This window comes from Paenibacillus rhizosphaerae (genome assembly GCF_014192015.1).
GTDB classification, from domain to species: domain Bacteria; phylum Bacillota; class Bacilli; order Paenibacillales; family Paenibacillaceae; genus Paenibacillus_AQ; species Paenibacillus_AQ rhizosphaerae.
In genome coordinates this window covers 219,918-240,143 of the sequence record NZ_JACHXJ010000007.1, presented here as the reverse complement: position 1 = coordinate 240,143, position 20,226 = coordinate 219,918, and the positions used below count along the sequence as shown (strand labels likewise).

Annotated in this window: 18 protein-coding genes; 8 read left to right on the top strand and 10 right to left on the bottom strand. The window is 55.2% G+C overall.

The annotated features are described in order from the left end of the window. Positions 1-24: 24 nt before the first annotated feature. Both FHS19_RS31210 and FHS19_RS31205 read right to left on the bottom strand, forming a co-directional pair. A complete protein-coding gene (locus FHS19_RS31210) occupies positions 25-723 on the bottom strand; it encodes a hypothetical protein (RefSeq protein ID WP_183586790.1) in 699 nt (232 codons plus the stop codon). A 389-nt stretch (positions 724-1,112) separates the two neighbouring features. Beyond that, positions 1,113-1,274, bottom strand: coding sequence for a hypothetical protein (locus FHS19_RS31205; protein ID WP_183587061.1), 162 nt, complete (start codon positions 1,272-1,274; stop codon positions 1,113-1,115). Positions 1,275-1,546: 272 nt separating this feature from the next. Here FHS19_RS31205 and FHS19_RS31200 point away from each other — a divergent pair, with 272 nt between their 5' ends. From FHS19_RS31200 to FHS19_RS31190, 3 genes are all read left to right on the top strand, one after another. Next, positions 1,547-1,969 carry an HlyD family secretion protein gene (locus tag FHS19_RS31200; RefSeq protein WP_183586788.1) on the top strand — a complete coding sequence of 141 codons (423 nt, stop codon included), beginning with the start codon at positions 1,547-1,549 and terminating at the stop codon, positions 1,967-1,969. Between the two features lie 36 nt (positions 1,970-2,005). Beyond that, the gene (locus FHS19_RS31195) at positions 2,006-2,710 is read left to right on the top strand and encodes an AIM24 family protein (protein WP_183586786.1); all 705 of its coding nucleotides are present in this window, start codon (positions 2,006-2,008) and stop codon (positions 2,708-2,710) included. 114 nt (positions 2,711-2,824) lie between these two features. Continuing rightward, a complete protein-coding gene (locus FHS19_RS31190) occupies positions 2,825-4,090 on the top strand; it encodes an MFS transporter (protein ID WP_183586777.1) in 1,266 nt (421 codons plus the stop codon). 210 nt (positions 4,091-4,300) lie between these two features. On the opposite strand, the gene FHS19_RS31185 is transcribed toward FHS19_RS31190, so the two are convergent. Next, entirely contained in the window at positions 4,301-5,212 is a 912-nt protein-coding gene (locus FHS19_RS31185) for an EcsC family protein (RefSeq protein ID WP_312887386.1), read from the bottom strand. Between the two features lie 102 nt (positions 5,213-5,314). Then, positions 5,315-5,770 carry an Lrp/AsnC family transcriptional regulator gene (locus FHS19_RS31180; RefSeq protein ID WP_089548473.1) on the bottom strand — a complete coding sequence of 152 codons (456 nt, stop codon included), beginning with the start codon at positions 5,768-5,770 and terminating at the stop codon, positions 5,315-5,317. Between the two features lie 229 nt (positions 5,771-5,999). Here FHS19_RS31180 and FHS19_RS31175 point away from each other — a divergent pair, with 229 nt between their 5' ends. Together FHS19_RS31175 and FHS19_RS31170 are read left to right on the top strand one after the other, a co-directional pair. Next, positions 6,000-6,839, top strand: a complete 840-nt coding sequence (locus FHS19_RS31175) for a sulfite exporter TauE/SafE family protein (RefSeq protein WP_183586775.1) — start codon at positions 6,000-6,002, stop codon at positions 6,837-6,839. Further along, the gene (locus FHS19_RS31170) at positions 6,836-7,222 is read left to right on the top strand and encodes a DUF1634 domain-containing protein (RefSeq protein ID WP_183586773.1); all 387 of its coding nucleotides are present in this window, start codon (positions 6,836-6,838) and stop codon (positions 7,220-7,222) included. The genes FHS19_RS31175 and FHS19_RS31170 overlap by 4 nt, the downstream gene beginning before the upstream one ends. Positions 7,223-7,276: 54 nt before the next feature. Here the strand turns inward: FHS19_RS31170 and FHS19_RS31165 are convergent, their stop codons facing one another. From FHS19_RS31165 to FHS19_RS31155, 3 genes are all read right to left on the bottom strand, one after another. Further along, positions 7,277-8,827 (bottom strand): potassium/proton antiporter, encoded by a 1,551-nt coding sequence (locus FHS19_RS31165; RefSeq protein WP_183586771.1) that lies wholly within the window; start codon positions 8,825-8,827, stop codon positions 7,277-7,279. A 280-nt stretch (positions 8,828-9,107) separates the two neighbouring features. Further along, complete coding sequence (gene ilvD, locus FHS19_RS31160; RefSeq protein ID WP_183586769.1) at positions 9,108-10,805, bottom strand: dihydroxy-acid dehydratase; 1,698 nt, start codon at positions 10,803-10,805, stop codon at positions 9,108-9,110. Beyond that, positions 10,802-11,497, bottom strand: coding sequence for a GntR family transcriptional regulator (locus FHS19_RS31155; protein ID WP_183586767.1), 696 nt, complete (start codon positions 11,495-11,497; stop codon positions 10,802-10,804). The genes ilvD and FHS19_RS31155 overlap by 4 nt, the downstream gene beginning before the upstream one ends. 242 nt (positions 11,498-11,739) lie before the next feature. On the opposite strand from FHS19_RS31155, the gene FHS19_RS31150 reads away from it, so the two are divergent. Beyond that, complete coding sequence (locus FHS19_RS31150; protein ID WP_183586765.1) at positions 11,740-12,117, top strand: winged helix-turn-helix transcriptional regulator; 378 nt, start codon at positions 11,740-11,742, stop codon at positions 12,115-12,117. Positions 12,118-12,330: 213 nt separating this feature from the next. On the opposite strand, the gene FHS19_RS31145 is transcribed toward FHS19_RS31150, so the two are convergent. After that, positions 12,331-13,407, bottom strand: a complete 1,077-nt coding sequence (locus tag FHS19_RS31145; RefSeq protein WP_183586763.1) for an SDR family oxidoreductase — start codon at positions 13,405-13,407, stop codon at positions 12,331-12,333. A gap of 255 nt (positions 13,408-13,662) precedes the next feature. Here FHS19_RS31145 and FHS19_RS31140 point away from each other — a divergent pair, with 255 nt between their 5' ends. Further along, positions 13,663-14,793, top strand: coding sequence for a GNAT family N-acetyltransferase (locus FHS19_RS31140; RefSeq protein ID WP_183586761.1), 1,131 nt, complete (start codon positions 13,663-13,665; stop codon positions 14,791-14,793). 93 nt (positions 14,794-14,886) lie between these two features. Here FHS19_RS31140 and FHS19_RS31135 read toward each other — a convergent pair whose 3' ends face one another. After that, complete coding sequence (locus FHS19_RS31135) at positions 14,887-17,430, bottom strand: beta-mannosidase (protein ID WP_183586759.1); 2,544 nt, start codon at positions 17,428-17,430, stop codon at positions 14,887-14,889. 410 nt (positions 17,431-17,840) lie between these two features. Here FHS19_RS31135 and FHS19_RS31130 point away from each other — a divergent pair, with 410 nt between their 5' ends. Then, positions 17,841-18,095: a hypothetical protein gene (locus FHS19_RS31130; RefSeq protein WP_183586758.1), complete on the top strand. Its 255-nt coding sequence runs from the start codon at positions 17,841-17,843 to the stop codon at positions 18,093-18,095. A 63-nt stretch (positions 18,096-18,158) separates the two neighbouring features. Here the strand turns inward: FHS19_RS31130 and FHS19_RS31125 are convergent, their stop codons facing one another. Next, on the bottom strand, positions 18,159-20,072 hold the full coding sequence (locus tag FHS19_RS31125) for a sensor histidine kinase (RefSeq protein WP_183586756.1): 1,914 nt from the start codon (positions 20,070-20,072) through the stop codon (positions 18,159-18,161). Positions 20,073-20,226: the final 154 nt, after the last annotated feature.

The window sequence follows — 20,226 nt, the reverse complement described above, 5'->3', positions numbered from 1 at the left end:
ACGGCAGGGTATCCATGCGACTCCTTACCCGTTTCTGACCAAAGTGGCATTCCTATTCATGTAAGTTCCTACATAGTGCTCGCTGAGCTGGTACAGCATGTCGGCCTCGGCCAGCAAACGGCCGTCCGCGTTCCGGGCCGCACTGATCAGCAGCTCGTCCCCCTTACGGCGGAGCACCCATTCCCCATGCTCAATATCGCCGAATTCGAACAGCCTGATGGCTTCCTTGACTACTCCCGGTGTTTCCAGAAGTTTCACATGCTTATGGACGTGAAAGTCCTCCGGCTGACGCAAAAGCCCCATGTGATACGTGTAATTCATATAAAGTTCTTTGACGGGGAGCTCCTTGATTCGCTCCTTGTTCCGCTCCTTGTATCGCCACTGGGCCGAGATAACGCCATGAAGACCTGGACTTTGCGGCTCAAGGGCAAGCTCAATCGCAAAGAACTGCTGGACTCCGTCCTGCAGATGCCCCAGCGGCACGATCAATGAATGATTCAGTCCTCTTCTTGCCTTTGCCCCGTAAATACGCAGCAAGGTCACATGCGGTTCCAGCCACAAGTGCAGCTCCACATCCCGGGCGATGAGCTTAGGGGAGGTTCGCCTCCGGGCAGGACGCAGCGTTCCTCCGTACCACTCGACTAGTAGAATAGCCTTATTCATTCCGCTGGCAAAAATATGATTGCGGTTCCATGTAAAATGATCCTGTATACCTGACTGCATGGATGTTCACCCCTATCTTAATTCATCGTCTTTATATCGTACCAACATTGGCTGACAGCATCTTGTCATGGAACATATGTTCGTATTCATATATTTGTAAATATTATCACAACATTCCACTATTTCCTACCGGATTCTTCCTTTTTTTCGAGTAAACCACTCCTTACATCTGGGCTTTTTCATTTCAATGCATACTTATGTAAAAAGTCCTACGATTTGCTCTAAACTAGTATAAAAGAACGAGATTGAAATAAATGTCGAAACGTGTAGTATAGATTCGACGCGGCTAACTTTTTTTATCGGAATAAATTTCGCCCATGCGAAAAAAGACCCAGAATCTCGAAGGATTCCAGGTCTTTTGCGTTTTGAAATATGGTATTATTTAGACATTAACTGACAATCGCATTGATTTTGGTTTCGGTTGGACCGGCCGTTTCGCGGATTTGGACAGGCGCATACGTAACTTTGTCAATCCACAGCTCCTTGCCCAAAGGCTCGCCGTTAACGGTAATCATAATCTTTTTATATTGTTGTTCTGTTTCACGCATCATTCATTGCTCCTTTTCATGTTATATCTATTCGTATATTTGAGAGGGGTTCTTCTATTCCTGAGACTGGCTCTTCTGTGCGCCTTTGCGGTACCTGATCCGGCTTCCTTTTTCATTTACCCGCTTTGGGAGCCATTTGAAACCGGTCCGACAAAAGTGGTCGAAAATGGAACTTATCCGCTTATTTTCGAGTATATTCTATAGATGGCCCCGGCCTGTCCTGCGAGATGGACAACCCTCACTTTCTATAACTTTATGCAGGAGGTTGTTGCTTTATGAACCGGAACTTACCGCTGATCCGTTTTTTATGCGCGGTGATGATTGTCATATGCGGCACGATGCTGTTCAAGACTTCCGCCAAAGCGAACTATTTCGACGATTTTTATAAAGGGGTGGAGACCTTCTCCGGCCTTCCCAGCGAAGTCAACCGGCTGAAGGAGAGCTACCGGGAAACTCTGGACGATCTCGACCGGGCTCAAGCCGACGCGAAGCAGTACCAGCAGCAGAACGCCCAGCTGATGGCTCAGAACAAGGAGCTGTCCGAAACCGTTCAAGCGCTGCAGGAAACCAATCAGGCTAGGGCAGCCAGGGAAAATAAGCTGAAAGTCATGCTGGTCACTGTGGTTGCTCTTGCCGCCGGGTATTTTGTTTTGATCCGCATTATGCGGTACTTTATGCGCAGAGCGAACCGGATTTAGCGACAGTCCCGGAGCCCCGAGTAGGAGGAATTGCCATTGAATCTGTCCATACAGGAATATGCAAGCCCGGACAGCGGACAAGCCGTGACCTTCCAGCTGGAACAAGGGGAAGAAATGCACTTTCTGCATCCGGAGCAGATCATCGCCTACAGGGGTCCGTCCGACGGGCGGAGCGACCGGCTGATGAACATCAAGGGGATGTACCGGAAGAAGAAGCTGATCCAGGCGGATATGCGGGGGAGCTGCAATTTTACCGCCGCGCTTCCTCCCGGCTACAGCGTTAAGCCAATTGAGCTTGCCGGCGGCAGCGATTTGCTGTACGACCTGCGGCATTTATTTTTTTACAGCTCCGGCATCACCATGAAAACGCGGATTCTGAGCGCGAAGAATATGCTGATTAGCCGTGACGCCGTCAAGGTGAAATTTGCCGGGACAGGCACGATCGGCGTCCTGACCGAAGGCATGGTCCTGGAAGCGGAGCTTCATCCGGACGAGCCGCTGTACGTTGACGCGGGAAGCGTGGTTGCTTACCCCGAGAATGCCAAGCTGGACCTGACGGTTTATGGCAATACGCTGGCCAGTCAGCATATGAATTATCATTTTAAAATGACGGGAGTGGGAACGGTGCTGTTTCAGGCCGGACACCGGAGCAGCCACCTGGAGAAGGACCTGAACAACGACGGGCTGATCAAGCGGGTGCTGCGGGAGATCATTCCGTTCGGGGGAGTTTTTATCAAGTAAGGGGTATACGGTTTGCCTGAATCTGACATATAATCTCCTTAAACATTCCGAACGAAAGAGGACCTGACGTGTATATAAGCCGATCCGTCTTGAGTTCAATCACAAGGAGGTAACATGTCCGTTCAAACGATGACCAAGACTTCGCCGCCAAGCGGACAGCAGCCGCTGACGCAGCCGGATATGTCGGCCACGGTATACCGGATTCTCATCGCCATCAGCCTCGTGCATCTGTTTAATGACTCGATTCAATCGGTCATCCCGGCGATCTTCCCGATTCTGAAATCGTCGATGCACCTGACTTATACGCAGATCGGGATCATATCCTTTGCCATCAACTTTACGTCCTCCATCATGCAGCCGGTGGTCGGATGGTTCGCCGACCGCAAGCCGACGCCCGCGCTGCTCCCGATCGGGATGGGCTTCACCTTTACAGGGATGCTGCTGATGGCCTTCGCGACTACCTATCCGGCCGTACTGCTGGCCGTCGTGTTCGTGGGCCTGGGCTCGGCGGCATTTCATCCGGAAGGCTCGAGGGTATCCCATATGGCCTCAGGAACGCGCCGCGGGCTGGCCCAGTCGATCTTCCAGGTCGGCGGCAACGCCGGACAGTCCCTGGCTCCCGTGCTGACGATGTGGATTTTCATCCCGCTCGGCCTGTTCGGCTCGATCTGGTTTACCGTCGTCGCCGCGGCCGGCATTGCGGTTCAAATCTTTATCGCCAGATGGTACGGCAACCGCCTGCGCACCGGGGCATACCAGAAGAAGAAAACGCAGGTGCGCCAGCTGCGGCCCGAAGTGCGCTCCCGCGTCCGCTTTGCGATCGTGCTGCTGGTGCTGCTCGTGTTCGTCCGTTCCTGGTACAGCTCGTCCATCAGCACGTTCTTTTCGTTTTATCTCATGGAGAATTTCAACCTTTCGGTGAGCGACGCGCAGGTGTACATTTTCCTGTTCCTTGCGGCCGGCGCGGTTGGCACGTTCTTCGGCGGCCCGCTGGCCGACCGGTTCGGCAAACGGAACATGATCTTCTGTTCGATGATCCTGGCTGCTCCGCTGGCCATCCTTCTGCCTTATGCGAACCTGTTCTGGTCCGGCGTGCTGCTGGCATTCATCGGCCTGATCGTTTTCTCCAGCTTCTCGGTGACGGTCGTGTATGCCCAGATGCTGTTCCCCGGCAAAATCGGAACCGTCTCCGGCCTGATTACCGGACTGGCTTTCGGCATGGGGGGCCTTGGCGCACTCGTGCTGGGCAAATGGACCGATATCGTTGACATTACGACCGTCATGCAGATATGCAGCTTCCTGCCGCTGCTTGGCATTCTGACTTATCTGCTCCCGTCCGATAAGCTGCTGAACCATTGGTCCGAGGGAACGGAAGCCTGATTAACGCTATTGTCGTCAACACGCTCGATCCGCAAAAAAAGGACTGCCCCGGGCTTTGGAATAAAGCCTGGAGGCGGTCCTTTTATGTGGTCGGCGCCTGCGGCGAGCAGGCTGCCGTCATCTTTCACCATGACCCAGGGATATATAAACCATCCGCGGCCAGATCCAAGGGACGCCGGCCCCCTGCGAGCCCTGGCCCGCCTTACCGGACTATGCCTCACCGTCCGGGTGCTCCGAGCGCAGCCGGGTCACAATCCGGCGCTTCCTGTACAGCATCTTTCCGGCTTCGGCCACATCCTCAATCGTGCCTTTGTTGCTGATGGAGCCGAAGAGAATCCCGGCAATCGGGACGAGCTGGAACAGCTTTTTCCATCCGAAGCTGTCGCGGTACGTCTGCACCACTTCCCGCCAGCCCTGAATCTGCGACATGACCTGAGCCGGCGCGTGGTCTCCGTCAAACTGCCCAAGCTCGTCCAGCACCGCCTTTTTGCCGACGATGTCGGCCGAAGCGAACTGCAGGCACTTGACGATAAACAGGCGCTCTTTCTCATCCCTCGGGTCGTATCCGTAGCAAACGGCGATCTCCTGCAGCACCTTCAAGGAGAGGCCCAGCACCGCGGGGATATCGATGGCCAGCGTCAATACGCCGCCGATGCCTGTTGTCGCCCCTTGGGCGGCGGCAAGCTTGGCGCGGCTCGCGGCGAGCTCGTCCGCCACGCGGTCCATGACCGCAAGCGGCAGATTCGCCGCCTCATCGAGCATCAGTCCGGCTCCATCCCCGCCGTCATGCCCATCGGCCGGTTCCGGCGTCACCCTTCCCTCCGAACCGCTACTCATAAGCGAATACGTCCGCTCAAGCCGTTTGAGAATAGATCTTCGCTGCACCAAATATTGCCCCCCGGTCTGCAGAAACCGTCCGACCTCGCCAAGCCCCTCGGCCAGCTTGTCCTGAATCACTTTCGGCGTCAGCCGGTCCAGCAGCATAAACGGCAGCCGGCTCCACTTTTCCCAAAACCACGCGCTTTTCTGATCCTTCTCCCATGTTTCAATCCGCCTTAATTCCTGCTCCAGCTGCGCTTTGGTCTCCAACTGTCCAGGCACCTCCCAAAATTGGTTATTCACGTGACACGGCCCCGATACGCCTTCCGCACCATCCGGTTATCCGGATACCCAGATAGGCATGATAACGAGAGGACCGCATAGATACAGCCGCATGATGGACACTTAAATCTGTATGCCTTCCCGCTCTTTGAACCGGCGGATCAGAAATTCGCTGTGCACGTTTGTGATGCCCTCCACCGTCTGAAGCTTCCGCAAATATTTCTCCACATGCTCCTGGTCATCCATCAGCGCATGGACATGCAGGTGCGGGCCGCCGCTCATTTGGTATACGCTCGTGATTTCATCGTCCGCCAGCAGCGTTTCGGCAACGGTCTCAAGCAGGTTCCACTCCACTTCGATCAAGAAGTACACCGACATGCTTTTTCCGGCCTTCAGCGGGTTGACAATCACCGTAAATTTATCGATGATTCCCTGCTCCATGAGGCCATTGACCCGTTCCCGCACGGCTGCCCGCGTCAGGTTCACAAAACGGCCGAGCTCGGCATGGCTGAGCCTGCCGTTATCAAGCAGATGATCCAGAATCATATTGTCTTTTTCGTCCAAGTGTTTGAATTTCATGGCTTTCTTCCTCTCCCGGCATAAGCTTCATTGCTTCGTTGTATTTTACATTGTAAAAATAACATGCGGAAATATATTCCGTTTGTATGGTTAATATTATACAAACGGTGTATAATGAATCCGTTCCACGGCCTCCGGATGCGATAAGCCCCGTGTTTTTAGTGTACAGGGACACGGCGGAAAAGCGCAATCCGGACTCTTATTTTCTGACACAGGCAGGTGTACTCATGTGATTACGCTATCTTTGGAAATTTTGCTCATCTCCATTCTCGCCGGCATCGTCGGTTCGGTGCTCGGGCTCGGAGGCGGCATTATCGTCACACCGGCGCTGACGCTCCTTTTCGGCGTCAGCATCGAGCATGCCATCGGCGCCAGCATCATATCCGTCATCGCCACATCCAGTGGCTCCGCCATCGCCTATATCCGCGACCGGATTACCAATCTGAGGGTCGGCATGTTCCTGGAAATTGCCACCACCATCGGGGCGATTACCGGTGCGTTTATCGGCGGCATCATCGCCCCTGATTTGCTCTACATCATCTTCGGGCTGCTGCTTGTCTACTCCGCGTTTAACATGATCAAGAACAAGAGCGGCGGTGCCGCTGGTGAGGTCAGCATGAGCCCGGCCGCCAAGAAGCTCCGGCTTGAAGGAAGCTATTATGATAAAGCCATCAAGCAGGACGTCCCTTATCATGCCGGAAACGTCTACGGAGGCTCCTCCGTCATGTACGGCGCGGGAATCGTATCCGGCCTGCTCGGCATCGGCAGCGGCAGCTTCAAAGTGCTGGCCATGGACGTGTTCATGAAGCTTCCTTTGAAGGTATCGACCGCGACCAGCAACTTCATGATGGGCGTGACCGGGGCGGCCAGCGCGGGAGTTTACCTGTTGCGCGGGGATATCGATCCGCATATTGCCGGACCGGTGGCTCTCGGTGTTCTGGCCGGAGCGACCCTCGGTGCGCAAATAATGCAGCGCCTGAAGAGCAAGACGATCCGCCTGCTGTTCATACCGGTGCTCGTGTACGTAGCCGTGCAGATGATTTTGGAAGGAGTGGGACTGACGAAATGAGCGAACCGAAAGAGCAACGGCGAGAGCGTCAAGAGAAAGATATTTTGGAAGTGGAGCTGGCCGTCAGCCGCTGGCTCCGGGTCGGCGTCGTGCTGAGCGCAGCCGTCATCATCGCGGGATTGGTGCTCTTCTTTATTCAGGGAAGCAGCGGATACCCCGGCAGCTCTTACCCGCACAACCTCCCCGATATTATGAGCGGAATCGCATCATTCAAGCCTTACGCCGTCATCACAGCCGGGTTGATCCTTCTCATCCTGACCCCCGTACTTCGCGTCGCCATCTCCATCTGGGTATTTGTACGCGAAGGCGATAAGCTGTATACAGGGATTACCACCCTGGTCCTCCTGATTCTGATCATCAGCTTCATCCTGGGAAAAGCCTAAACTGCGGCATTCCAAAAAGCCCTGCTTCTTTGCAAAGAAGGCAGGGCTTTCTTGTTAAGTTTCCTGTTCCGGAGGGTCGCCCGGATTCTTAGGCGGTATGATATTCGTGGCCTCTTCGGGCTTCTGCTTCTCCTCGTTGAGATGAACCACCGGAAGCGCCGGCGAGGTCAGAATCGCCTTCACCTGTTTCCGTTTCGCCTTCGGGCTCAGCACATACACCGTATCGCCCGACTCGATCCTCGTGTTTCCTCGAGGGGCGATGATTTGTTCGTTGCGGATGATCGCCGTAAACAAGATGTCCTCCGGCAGGTCGAGCTCGGAAATTTCCTTGCCGGCAATCGCCATCGTCTCGTTGACGTCCACGTGGTTGATTTCCGATTTGGCCTTGCCCAAAGCCGTCAGCTCCAGGAGCGAAGGATTGGACGGTTTCATTTCTCCCGCCAGCCCCAGCATCCCGGCAAACGGGGAAATCGTTGCGCCCTGGATAATGGCCGAGGTCAGCACGACGAAAAACACCACGTTAAAAAATAACCGCCCGTGCTCCATTTCCGCCAGCATCGGATAAGTCGCCAGCACGATCGGTACGGCTCCGCGCAGGCCGGCCCAGGAAATGAGCAGCTTTTCCCGGAAGGAGTACTTCATCCCGAGCGTGCTGAGGAAGACGCCCACGGGCCTTGCAATCAGCATCAGGATCAGGGAGAGCAGCAGACCTTCCCCGACGATGCCCGGCAGTTCGGTCGGAAAGACCAGCAGGCCGAGCAGCACGAACATGACGATCTGCATCATCCAGCCGAACCCTTGGTTAAAATGCATGATCGAGCGCCCATAGGCCAAGTCGGAATTACCCATCACGATGGCCGTCACGTAAACGGCGAGGAGCCCGCTCCCGTGGATCACCGAAGTGGCACTGTACGCCAGAATGGCGAAGCCAAGCGCCATGACGGGATACAGGCCGGACGAATCGAAATTGATCTTGTTGATGACGTAGACGGCCAGCCTGCCGATGAGCAGACCCATGACCAGGCCGATTCCCATCTCCCAGAAAAACGACAGGATCATTTGGAAGATTTCCGCCTCGGGATGCTGATGGTATTCGATCAGGGAGACGGTCAGGAAGACGGCCATCGGGTCGTTGCTGCCCGATTCGGCCTCCAGGGTGGAGGTCAGGCGCTTTTTTATATTTTTCCCTCCAAGCACCGAGAACACCGCGGCCGCATCCGTCGATCCGACGATGGCACCGAAGAGAAAGCCTTCCACCCAGGACACGCCCAAAATATACTTGGCGCAGACGCCCACAATAAAGGTCGTGAGAAGTACCCCCACCGTCGCCAGCGACAGGGCCGGCTTGATGACTGGCTTAATATCGGCAAACTTCGTCTGCATGCCCCCTTCGAACAAAATGACGATCAAGGCTAAAATCCCGACGATCTGGGTAATGAGGACGTTGTCGAAATACACGAACCGCGTAATCAGCATACCGACGACGATAAACAGCACAAGAGCCGGCATGCCGAATCTCGATGAAAATTTGGTGGTCAGCACGCCGACGAGCAGCAGGCTGGCCATTAAAAGCACAAGTGAATTAACCAAAGTTGTGGAATCCAAACAGCCTCGCCTCTTTAAAATGGAATGTAAATACACCTGAAATTCGGTTGCGAACAAGAAAATTGCCCTAGTTATATATAAACCAAGCGCATATCGTTACAAACAAATGCAGACCTCCTTTTGGGCGTCACTTCGGCGATCAGAACGGCCCGGTAAAAAGGGGAACATGGGTCTACACTTTCCAAATAAAGGCGGGTTTATGCGGTTGTTTAACCTGAAGGCTTCAGGTGAAATGAAAAAAAGGGAGCGCCGCTGTTGTCGCGGTGCCCCCCTGCCTTTTTTAATCGTCCACATCTGTTACGGCTCCTTTGGATGCCGAGGATACGAGCCGCGCATACTTCCGCAGCACGGCGGCGGAATGCTTCCGCTGCGGTGGGAACCACTGCTTCGCTCTTTCCTCCAGCTTCTCGGAGCTGACCTGCATATTGATTTCCTGGGTTTCGCTGTCGATCGTAATGATATCCCCCTCGCGAAGAAGGGCGATCGGACCGCCGACTTGAGCTTCCGGAGCCACGTGTCCCACCACAAAACCATGCGAGCCGCCGGAGAACCGGCCGTCGGTTAGAAGCGCCACATCGCCTCCCAGGCCTTTGCCCACAATCATGGCGGTGACGGACAGCATTTCCGGCATGCCGGGACCGCCTTTGGGACCGCAGTAGCGGATGACGACAACATCTCCCTTCCGGATACGGTCGTTGACGATCGCCTCCGTAGCCTCCTCTTCACTGTCAAATACGCGGGCAGGCCCGGTAAATGACAGTCTGCTCAGGCCGGACATTTTCGCCACGGCCCCTTCCGGGGCTAAATTACCCTTGAGCAGGACGAGCGGCCCCGTAGGCTTCAGCGGCTGATCCAGCGGTCTGACGACATTCTGGCCGCTTCGCAGCGGCTGCACCGCTGCCAAATTTTCCGCGATCGTATGCCCGGTTACGGTGATGCAATCCCCGTGAAGCAGGCCCGCTTCGAGCAGCAGCTTCATGACCGCAGGGACACCCCCGGCATCACTCAGATCCTGCATCATATACTGGCCGCTCGGCTTCAAATCGGCAAGATGCGGCACCTTCTTGCGAATTCGCTCGAAGTCGTCGATGGTCAGGTCGACCTGAACCGAATGGGCGATGGCCAGCAGATGCAGAAAAGCGTTGGTCGATCCTCCCAGGGCCATGACAACGGTAATAGCGTTCTCGAATGCCTTTTTCGTCATGATGTCTCTCGGATAAATTCCTTTATCGAGGAGCTGGATGACCGTCTCCCCCGCCCTCGCGCATTCATCGGCTTTACCGCTTGCGATGGCCGCCGTCGACGAGGAACCTGGCAGGCTCATGCCCATCGCCTCCGCGGCCGCGGCCATGGTGTTGGCCGTGTACATCCCCCCGCACGCTCCGGCCCCCGGACAAACGTGGCACTCGATTTGGTGAAGCTCCTCCGGGGTCATTTTGCCGTCATGGTACTGCCCGACGGCTTCAAAGGCCGTCACGATATTGACGTCCCGGCCGTTCAGTGATCCAGGCTGGATGGTGCCTCCGTATACGTATACAGCCGGAAGATTCATGCGGCCGATCGCCATCAGGCAGGCCGGCGTATTCTTGTCGCACCCGCCGATCGCAACCAGGCCGTCAAAACGCTCGGCGTTCACGACGGTTTCGATGGAATCGGCAATGATTTCCCGGCTGGGCAGCGAGAAGAGCATGCCTTCATGCCCCATCGAAATACCGTCGGAGACGGTGATCGTATTGAAAATGAGCGGAGCCCCGCCGCCGGCCTGAGCGCCCTTCTTGGCTTCCCTGGCCAATTCATCAATATGCATATTGCAAGGTGTCACTTCACTCCAGGTACTGGCCACGCCGATCATCGGTTTCTTGAAATCATTGTCCTTAAACCCGACCGCCCGGAGCATGGCGCGGTTCGGGACCCGGTTTACGCCTTCACTGATTACCTTGCTGCGGATACGCAGATCACGTGGATCTTGACTTGTCATTTCTTCACGTCTCCTTCCGAATGGTTTTGAATCATCGCATAGAGCTCCTTCATCGGTCTCAGCAGATTCTGCTTCATCACCGAGGCGGCCAGCGCCCTGTCTTTCTCCTCGAACGCCTCAATGATGCGGGCATGCTCTTCTACCGACGCGGCGGTAGCCGACACCGGCTGGGCCAGAAAAACATACTTGAACCTCCGAATATGGATTTGCAGCGAGGCGCTGAAGGATGCGACATAGGCATTATCCGAGGCGTCCACGATCAGGTTATGAAACTGCTCGTCGAGCTCCATCGCCTGGTACGGCTGCCCCTGCTCGATCGCAGCGGCGAAATCAGCGTTAATCCCCTTCAGCTGTTCGATCTGCTCCGCCGGAATATGCGCTGCCGCCGCTTCGGCCGCCAGGGAATGCAGAGCCGCCAAGGTAGCATACATTTTCAGAATGTCATCCTTCTCGATGGTTTGGACGCGCGTATCCCTTCCCGGATGCATTTCCACCAGCCCCTGGACTTCGAGCAGCTGCAGCGCCTCGCGCACAGGGGTCCGGGAAACCCCCAGCGCCTCCGCCAACTCGGCATCGACCAGCTTTTCTCCCGGTTGAAGGGTGCCGTCGATAATCCATCTTTGAATTTGGCTGAGGGCCCGCTCCTTAGCGGTCATACGTACAGGCGAGGAATAACTTTTAGGGATCGGCATGATCGTTCACTCCTTCTTCTTATGTATGCAATATATCGCATACATATATTAAATTCAAGGATTAAATTAGAAGCCATGCCCGAGCTTATTCACTACCGCGTGCCATGCGAATCGCAGCCAAACATGCTATATTGGAAATCATCAGATGGATCATCGCTCCCTGCGGCCCCAAGTTATCATGTACCGTAGAGATGACTTGAAAACGTCGGCGAACAGACCCTTACTTACGGAGGTGCGAACGTATGGAAGATCAACCGGTGAAAATATACAATACGGCGGTGGAAGTGACCCTGGAGGTGATCGGCGGGAAGTGGAAGCCTGTCATCCTGTTTCATCTGACCTTCGGCAAAAAGCGGAACAACGAGCTCCTGCACCTCATTCCTTCCATCACCCAGAAAATGCTGACCCAGCATTTGCGCGAATTGGAGGACGAGGGCATCGTTCAGCGCATCATCTACAACGAGGTTCCTCCCAAGGTCGAGTATGAATTGACCGAATACGGCTGGAGCATGAAGGAGCTCTTGCACACGATGTGCAGATGGGGAGAAATGCATATCGATAAAAAATATCAGGGACATGCGGCCATCAGAGAAAGCTCTCGCTTGGAGCCCACGCCGTAACAAGAAGGTTATCCGCCTGCAAAGGGCTAGACCGAGCTTGGTTGTCGGCAGACCTGTGGCTCGAATGCACCGGCAGTGCCATGAGACCCTGCAGCATAACTCGGAAGCATCAGAAGCATGAAAACAACAAGAGGCTGCATCCCTGCAAGATCAGGGACAGCCTCTCTTTTTATAAGATGGGGATATCATAGGCTTGACGGCCAATTCTACACGTTACGGAATGACCTTGCGCCGGCGCAAATCATCGAAAATACTCATGAACCTCTCTTCCGTATCTACGTACTCATGGAAGCCAAAGCGGCGGGCTTTGCTCCCGTCGGCGAAGAAATCGTAATCCCAGGAGAAGACGAAGTCACCGAAGCCCCAGGAGGAGACTTCTTGATAGGAGTGCGGTTCCAGCCCGTGCTTTTGAACCATCTCATTCCACAACTGCTCCTTGTCGGCCATGACGACGTCCAGGGACATCTGAAGGGGCGTCGCCGTCTCCATTCCAAAGTAAGCGGCGATCTTCGGCCACATCTCGTTCCAGCGGAACAAATCCCCGTTGTTGATATTGAACGCCTGATTCGCGCACCGCGGATCGGTTGCGGCCCACACGGTGGCTTTGGCAAGAAGCCCGGCATCGGTGACCTCCATCAGCGTATGATAGGCCCCCGGTTTTCCCGGAAAACGGAGCGGAATGCCCAGTTCCTTGGAGATCGACGCGTATACGGCGATAACCATGGCCAGATTCATCGGATTGCCCAAAGCAAATCCCGCGACTACCGAAGGCCGAATGGCCGACCACGTCCAAGCCTTCCCCTGCTGCCGTTTCTCCAAAAACTGCTGCTGATCCACATTAAACTCGGGCGGCATATGACCTGCATCCGATTCCTTGGCGGGGGTTTTGAACGGGCCGAGATGCGCCCCATACACTTTGTAGCCCTGCATCAGGCTGACATGCCGCAGCCCCGCAGATCCCGCTTCGACCGCCTCGACGCTGTTGACCAGCATGGCCAAATTCGGCGCCACCAGCTCGGCCCAGGTCGGGCGGTCCTGGTACGCGGCGTAGAAAAGATGCGTCACCTCGGGAAGCACCCCCAAGCGGCGCCGGGCATCTTCCGGGTCCAGCAGATCCGCCGCGATATAGCGGACCCGTTCCCGGTCTTCCCCTCCCCTCCGGGATACCCCGATCACTTCCCAATCCGGCAGCGTCAGTAAATAGTCGATGAGATTGCGTCCAATCACCCCATTGGCCCCGACGACCAAAGCCACTTTCCGTTCTTCCTTAACCGATTTATGATCATTCATGGAATGTCAGCTCCTTTGTATATTGTGCTTGGTGATGGCTCTATTGTGCACCCGGATTACCTCCTCGGGAAGTACGCACTTCAAAGTCATTTAAGCACTTTTTTGTAACGTTGGAGCAGACAACGGCTTTCCGGGCATTTGGTTTTTTTCAATAAAGGAAATGGTTCGCCCATCTTCACTTTATCCCGTTAGAGGACTATACTTATTCTCGACCTATTAGACAACAAGCATGACGGATGAGGAGGCATGTATAACTTGAAGATTCGGCTGCTTTATTCAAATGAATTACAACAGGCCGCAGACCTGTCGGACCTTGTATTTGGCAAGCCCGGCCAGCCCTCTATGGGCAAATCGTTTCCGGCCCTGTTTCATCCGGGCGTCAGCCATTCATACGGCGCGTTTACCGAGGAGGGCGAGCTGGTGGCATTCATGGGACTGGCACCGGACGTGATGCGGATCGGGGAAGCCAGGCTGAACGTGTTCAGCATCGGTTCGGTGTGTACACACCCCGACTTCCGCGGTCAAAATCTGGCCAGCACGCTTCTGGCGGAATGCATGGATCATGCACGCCGCTCCGGTGCTTCCCTTGTATTCGTATCCGGCGGCCGTTCCCTGTACCGCCGGGCAGGCTGCTACGATTTTGGCAGAGTCCATTATGCCATGCTGGATAGCGGCAATGCTGCAGCCCTTTTGCAACCGGATACAGATGAATGGAGCATCAGCCCCATGCAGCCGGAGGATACCTTCGGCATCTCCGCTATCATCTCCGGCGCTTCCCCGGCCTATGAGCAGGGACCCGCACAGCTGCTCACGCTGCTGGGCAGCAGCGCCATCGCGGACATCACCATGATGCGCCAAGAGACGCTCACAGCCCGCCATAACGGCGCCATAACGGCCTTTTTGGCTGCGGCCGTACCGACGGCTCAAGAGTCCTCGCCGTCCGGCGAACCGGCCAAAGCCGTCGAGTGGGGAGGCCATCCGCAGGCCGTCGCGCGGCTGCTGGCCGAGACGCTGCAGCGCCACCCGGTGCAGCACCTGGAGGTTCCCGTGCCTTGGCAGGAACAAGCCCTGCTCAAACTGCTGCAGCAGGCCGGTGCCGCGGTCCAATCCGGCCCGAACAGCGGTACCGTATGGATCGCGGACGCCCACAGCCTGCTCACGCAGTGTTCCCCGCTGCTCCAGGTGGACTGGAGAGCCTTTCTCCGCATCGATGATGCTGCCGGCGGCAGATCATACACGGTCACAAGCAAGGGGCAGGAGCTTGTGCTGGATGACAGCGGTTTGCTGTCGCTGCTGTTTGATCCCGAGTCCCCCCACCTGGCATGGGCACCGGAGGATTTCCGTACAATACCTCTGCCTTATTTATCCGGACTGCATTATATTTAGCATCAGCGGTCACATCGCTGATGCTTACGTGTCCAACCCAAAGAAAAGGAGCCGTCCCGGAATACCCGGACGGCTCCTTTATATGCAAACATCCTACTTTACGATAAAATCCGCCATCGACTTCACTTCGATCCGGCCCGGTTTCGCCGGGATAAACGGCTCTTCCCCTTCCGAACGGGCGTAAAACTGGACGCGCTGCTCCCTGCCCGGGATCAAATCAAAGAAATTGTCACTGAAGCTGCCCTCCGCCTCGCTGGAAATCCATACCTGTTTAGCCAGCGTATCTGTGGTGAGGATCAGCGTATGACCCTGGCTGCCTTCTTCCTCCCGTACCGTAATATTCGCCTGGGCGAACGCGAACTCCTTAGCCGGCACGAAATAATGCTCCTTGCTGTCCAATAGCTGGCCGGACACCTCCAGCTGAACGAGCAGAAACGTTTCCTGAGGGCGGCTTCCGCCCAGCAGCTGCTCCACGGAGCAGGTATGCACCTTTTCCGATGTGTTGGCTCCTATGCTGAAACTATGCGCCGTTTCCTGCAAGACGTTCCCCTTCAGGTCCATGACCTGCAGGCGAAGATTTCCGGACAGCGGCTGAAGCACATCGGAAAGAACGTAAATGTCCAATTCGCCGCCGCGTGTACCGTCGATGGACACGGCAACGTCGCGGAAGCTGCGTTTGGCGTAATACTGAAGCGCCTTCCAGCGGCCGAAATAATCCATCCCCGCCCAGGAAGCCACCGGCCAGCAATCGTTCATCTGCCAATACAGCGTCCCCATGCAGTAAGGCTTCTTGCGCCGATGCGCCTCAATCGCCATCTTCATGGCCTCCGCCTGCAGCACCTGGCTCATATACAGGAAGGACGGGAAATCCTTCGGCTCGTTCATGTACATATCCATGTACTGCTTGATCAGGCGGTTGCCCTGCCCGTTCTTCTGGTGGGCCAGCATCACTTCGGATTCCAGCGCCAAATCATGCTCTTCGGCATAACGGCGAACCGATTTGTACTCCGGAAACGACTGAAATCCGTATTCGCTCATGAAACGTCCGATGTACACGTTATAATTCTCAAACGGCTCCACATTGTGCCATACGCCCCAGTAGTGGATGTCCCCGCCGGTGGAGTTGTTCGTCGCGTGCTGGTGTATGTCACCGGTCAGCTCGATCATCGGCGAAGACGGCCAGTAGTCGGCCTGCGGCGCATAACGGGAAATCGCTTCCGGCAAAATCCGGTGGAAGATCGCCTCATAGTCCTGCCATAGACGATCGCGGAGCTCCGGAGAATACTGCTGCTTCCAGCCCCAGCCGGTATGTTCGGAATAGTGGGACCAGGCCGTATCGATTTCGTTATTTCCGCACCATAACACAATCGAGGGATGATTTCTCAGACGCTTGACGTTCTCCTCCGCTTCCAGCCGCACATTTTCCAAAAAAGCTTCGTCGCCGGGGTACATGCTGCAGGCAAACATAAAATCCTGCCATACCATCAGGCCGTATTCGTCACACAGCTCGTAGAAAGCGTCCTGCTCGTAAATCCCCCCGCCCCAGACGCGAAGCATATTCATGTTGGAGGCTGCTGCGCTGGCAATCTCATGTCGGTAGCGTTCGTAGGTCACTTCGGTCATGAAGCTGTCGTTCGGGATATGGTTGGCACCCTTGGCGAACACCGGTACTCCGTTCAGCTCGATATAAAAGGTGGAGCCGGCCTCGTCCTGATCGCGGACCAGTCTGACCGAGCGAAGGCCCGTTTTGACGCTTTTCTCAGCCTTCACGCCGCCGTCAACGACCAGCTCCGCACGGAATTCATACAAATTCGCCTCACCGAGTCCACGGCACCACCACAGCTTCGGATGGTCGATCACCAGCGGGAGTTCCACCGTTTGAGCGCCGCGTGACAGCTGCACCTTCTGGTCCCAGGTCTGACCGTCCGCGCTCAGGCGAACCAGCGCTTCCCCTTCCAGGTCTGACTCCAGCTCGATCACGGCCGTTAACTTGGCGGACGCTGCCGTAACCTCCGTCTGATCGATGTATACATCCTGAATCCGGCTGTGTTCCCATCCTTCAATATAGACATCCCGCCAAATGCCGCTCGTCACGAAACGAGGCCCCCAGTCCCATCCGTAGTGATACGGCGCCTTGCGGGCGAATACGCTGATTTTCCGGTCTCCAAGTCCTCCGACATCCGACTGGTCATTCGTTGCCGGCAAATCGTAGCCGAGGCGCTCCAGCTTAGGAAGATCCTCCTGAACCGGCGAGCGGAAACGCACATGGACCGTATTGTCCTTCGGCTGCAGCACATCCTTGACGTCGGCCTTCCATGTGCGGAACATATTATCCGCCTGAAGAACAGGCTTACCGTTCACGGCGACGTCCGCATAGGTGTCAAGCCCTGTAAATACGAGCTCCAGATGCGGAAGGGACAGCAGCTCCTCCGGCAAATCAAACCGGCTCTCGTATTCCCAATCCTGCTTGTCGATCCACTGCACTTCCTTCTCATTCGTTCCGTAGAACGGATCCGGAATTTGGCCGTTGGCCAGCAGATCCGTATGTACGCAGCCCGGTACCTTCGCCTCCATCCATTCCTGGTCCTTGCAGGCCTTGAAGCTCCAGCTGCTGATGTTCCATTGCGTTTTGTCCATGATATCCTCCTGCCATTGCTCGTATTGTCCAATGAATGTTAGCATAATTCATTATAACAAAACTAACAAACTAGTAAATGCTCATTTTCCCTGCAAGCCGATTGTTCCCGACAGATTCGGAACATTCGGGAAGGGACGGCATGATGCAACCCGGGACGTTATTTTTTTGCTTCAGCGATAACATCTTGGCCGCCCCGTCATACACTGCAATATGACCTCCGGCTTCAGCTATGGCGACAAGCTGACTAAATCTATTTGTGATGACCAAGCATAGATCTGCTTCTTTCTCAGTCTATTTTCGCTTTGTCTCGGAACGACCCGAACAGCGGTGACATAACTTACTGTGAGTTCGTTAAAGCACCCTGCCATCGTTTGAAAAGAAGGATTCTCGTGCAAAGGAGTGTCTTACCGTGAAACCAGTGAAATCGGCAAAGCCCGGGAAACGGGTTAAGTCAAGATCAAAACCGGCGAAGCCCGTTCGGATCAGCGGAATTATCCCCTCCGCAACCCCGGGAGTGGGGGGAGACGGGAATACGGGGACGATAAGCACCGGTAAGCAGCTCGCTTTTATTTCCGCTTTCCTGTTCCTTATTGCCGCGGCGATCAGCTTATATCTGGCCTGGAGGGACATCCATGGAGGAAACGCTCCTGAGATGCTCTTTTAAACGCAAAAAAATGACGCCGATGCAGGCGCCATTTTTTTGTTCTGCAGTGTAAGGATCCCCGGTTCATTCCGATCCCTGTTCGCCGGATGCGGCCGCCGGGAAACGGACGGTCATTACCGTACCGGCGCCTTTTTTGCTCTCGATCTCGATCTTCCCCTGCATCACCTCAATGATGCGGAACGTGACCATCAGTCCAAGCCCGGTTCCTTTCGATTTGTTGGAGTAATATGGCTCGCCGAGTCTTGCCACCTCTGACGGCTCCATCCCCTCTCCGTTGTCGGCGACGCGAATGACGACCTGGCCATTCTCCCGGTAAGCCCGGATATCAATGTGGCCTTCCTCCCGCAGCGCTTCAATGCTGTTCTTGATCATATTGATAAAAGCCTGCTTGAACTTGGACGAATTGCCTTGAACGTACAGGTCATTTGGAATATCCGTCGTCATCCGGCCGCCTTGAAGGTTAGCCAGGGGGATCAAGATGCCCTCGATATGCCGGAATTCATGCCCCACATTGAGCAGGGCAACCTTCTCCGCCTCCGGCTTGGCAAACGTAAGAAAATCCGTAATAATTCCCGATGCCCGGTCCAACTCCTCAAGTGCCAGCCGAAGATACTCCTTCTCCCGTTCCCTCGACTTCTCCTGCAGCAGCTGCAGAAAACCGCGGGTGACCTGAAGGGGGTTTCTCACCTCGTGCGCGACCGAAGCGGCCAGCTCGCTGATGATTTCCATTTTCTCCGACCGCTGCAGCTCGCTGTTAAACATTTCAAGCTCCCGGGAATACACGACAATCTGCCGGTGATTATGGGCAAACTTCCGGCCAAGAATCATAATGAGGCTGATCACGAAGCCAAGGACTCCCCATTTCCACCAGAACAGCACGTAGTCTCCCTGACGTACATAGAACCAGACAAGTTCACCCAGCGCCGGGAGGGCAAACAAGGCAAATCCCGAAGCAAACACGGCCGCGTCCCTATTCCCTTTCACGGCGTAGGACATGGCGCTGGCCGCCAAAATCATCAGCAGAACGATCATGATGCAGCCGAGCACCTTAACGGAAAAGAAATAATAAATATCGGTGAAGCGGCTGCCGCTGAGCAGGTTGACGGCCATGAGCCCGAGGCAAAAGAGCGAATACCCTGCCTGAAATTTGCGGCATATCCGGATGATCAGCATGTAACCAGGGCCGATGGTTCTTTCAAAATAATAGGTTATGGCCGGTAAAAGCGACAGCAAACCAAGGTCAAAAACGACCTGAAAAGCCTCTCCATAACTCCTGAACAGACTGTACAGAAAAGGAGAATAAGTCAGGATCATGAGGCCGATCGACAAAATGACTACCGTCAGGGACAGCCAGCTGTTCCGTTCACTCCGATTCAGGAGTAAAGCCGAAATCAGCATAATCAGCGCAATGAATATAAAAGAGCTTCCCAAAACGACGTCACCCAGATTGGCCTTGATCAGCTTGGTCAGCAGCGTCTGGTAATCGCCGGCCCACACAGGACCGTCCATGCCGATCCGGCCTGTCCCCCCCTGGATTTCCATAACCAGCGTTTGACCGGCGTCATCACGGCTCAGCGGAAGCAGGATATGATTGACATCATACCGGTAATTCCGATCAATTTCGTATCGTTTCTCTTGACCCACATAGATGGCGATTTTGATTCCATAAACCGGCTTGAGCAAAATGGCAGGCGTATTCCAGATGAGCGCCGGCAGCTTCGTTTCGAACCATCCCGCCTCCTGTTTACCAGGGCTTAGCGGGAGCGGCTGCTTCATCCGGTACGGCTCCCACCCGGAAGCCGGCCCAATGCCGTCCGTGCCGCGGCTGCCTGTGTTTCCGTCCCCCCATGAGAACTGCCAGTCTGTCAGCGGCTTGAGGGCCGGTTCGGAACTGCCGTAACAGGAGGCGGCAAGCACAAGCTGGATGACCATACAAATCGCCGCCACGATGATGCCGTATTTTCTCGAAGCTTTCATATGTGCACCTCTACCGAATGTTAATGTACCGGAACCAGCAGCTTTACAGCCTGACATCCGGTTCTTCCCATTTCGGATTTCATAAATTGGAAATATATGCTAAACTAATAAAAACCTCAATCCAACTTCATATAACAACATAGACACTACCTTC

What these genes read in the sequence shown, in the direction of transcription:
- FHS19_RS31210 (WP_183586790.1), bottom strand. Translation starts at nt 723, where the DNA reads ATGCAGTCAGGTATACAGGATCATTTTACATGGAACCGCAATCATATT.
- FHS19_RS31205 (WP_183587061.1), bottom strand. Translation starts at nt 1,274, where the DNA reads ATGATGCGTGAAACAGAACAACAATATAAAAAGATTATGATTACCGTT.
- FHS19_RS31200 (WP_183586788.1), top strand. Translation starts at nt 1,547, where the DNA reads ATGAACCGGAACTTACCGCTGATCCGTTTTTTATGCGCGGTGATGATT.
- FHS19_RS31190 (WP_183586777.1), top strand. Translation starts at nt 2,825, where the DNA reads ATGTCCGTTCAAACGATGACCAAGACTTCGCCGCCAAGCGGACAGCAG.
- FHS19_RS31180 (WP_089548473.1), bottom strand. Translation starts at nt 5,770, where the DNA reads ATGAAATTCAAACACTTGGACGAAAAAGACAATATGATTCTGGATCAT.
- FHS19_RS31170 (WP_183586773.1), top strand. Translation starts at nt 6,836, where the DNA reads ATGAGCGAACCGAAAGAGCAACGGCGAGAGCGTCAAGAGAAAGATATT.
- ilvD (WP_183586769.1), bottom strand. Translation starts at nt 10,805, where the DNA reads ATGACAAGTCAAGATCCACGTGATCTGCGTATCCGCAGCAAGGTAATC.
- FHS19_RS31155 (WP_183586767.1), bottom strand. Translation starts at nt 11,497, where the DNA reads ATGCCGATCCCTAAAAGTTATTCCTCGCCTGTACGTATGACCGCTAAG.
- FHS19_RS31150 (WP_183586765.1), top strand. Translation starts at nt 11,740, where the DNA reads ATGGAAGATCAACCGGTGAAAATATACAATACGGCGGTGGAAGTGACC.
- FHS19_RS31145 (WP_183586763.1), bottom strand. Translation starts at nt 13,407, where the DNA reads ATGAATGATCATAAATCGGTTAAGGAAGAACGGAAAGTGGCTTTGGTC.
- FHS19_RS31135 (WP_183586759.1), bottom strand. Translation starts at nt 17,430, where the DNA reads ATGGACAAAACGCAATGGAACATCAGCAGCTGGAGCTTCAAGGCCTGC.
- FHS19_RS31125 (WP_183586756.1), bottom strand. Translation starts at nt 20,072, where the DNA reads ATGAAAGCTTCGAGAAAATACGGCATCATCGTGGCGGCGATTTGTATG.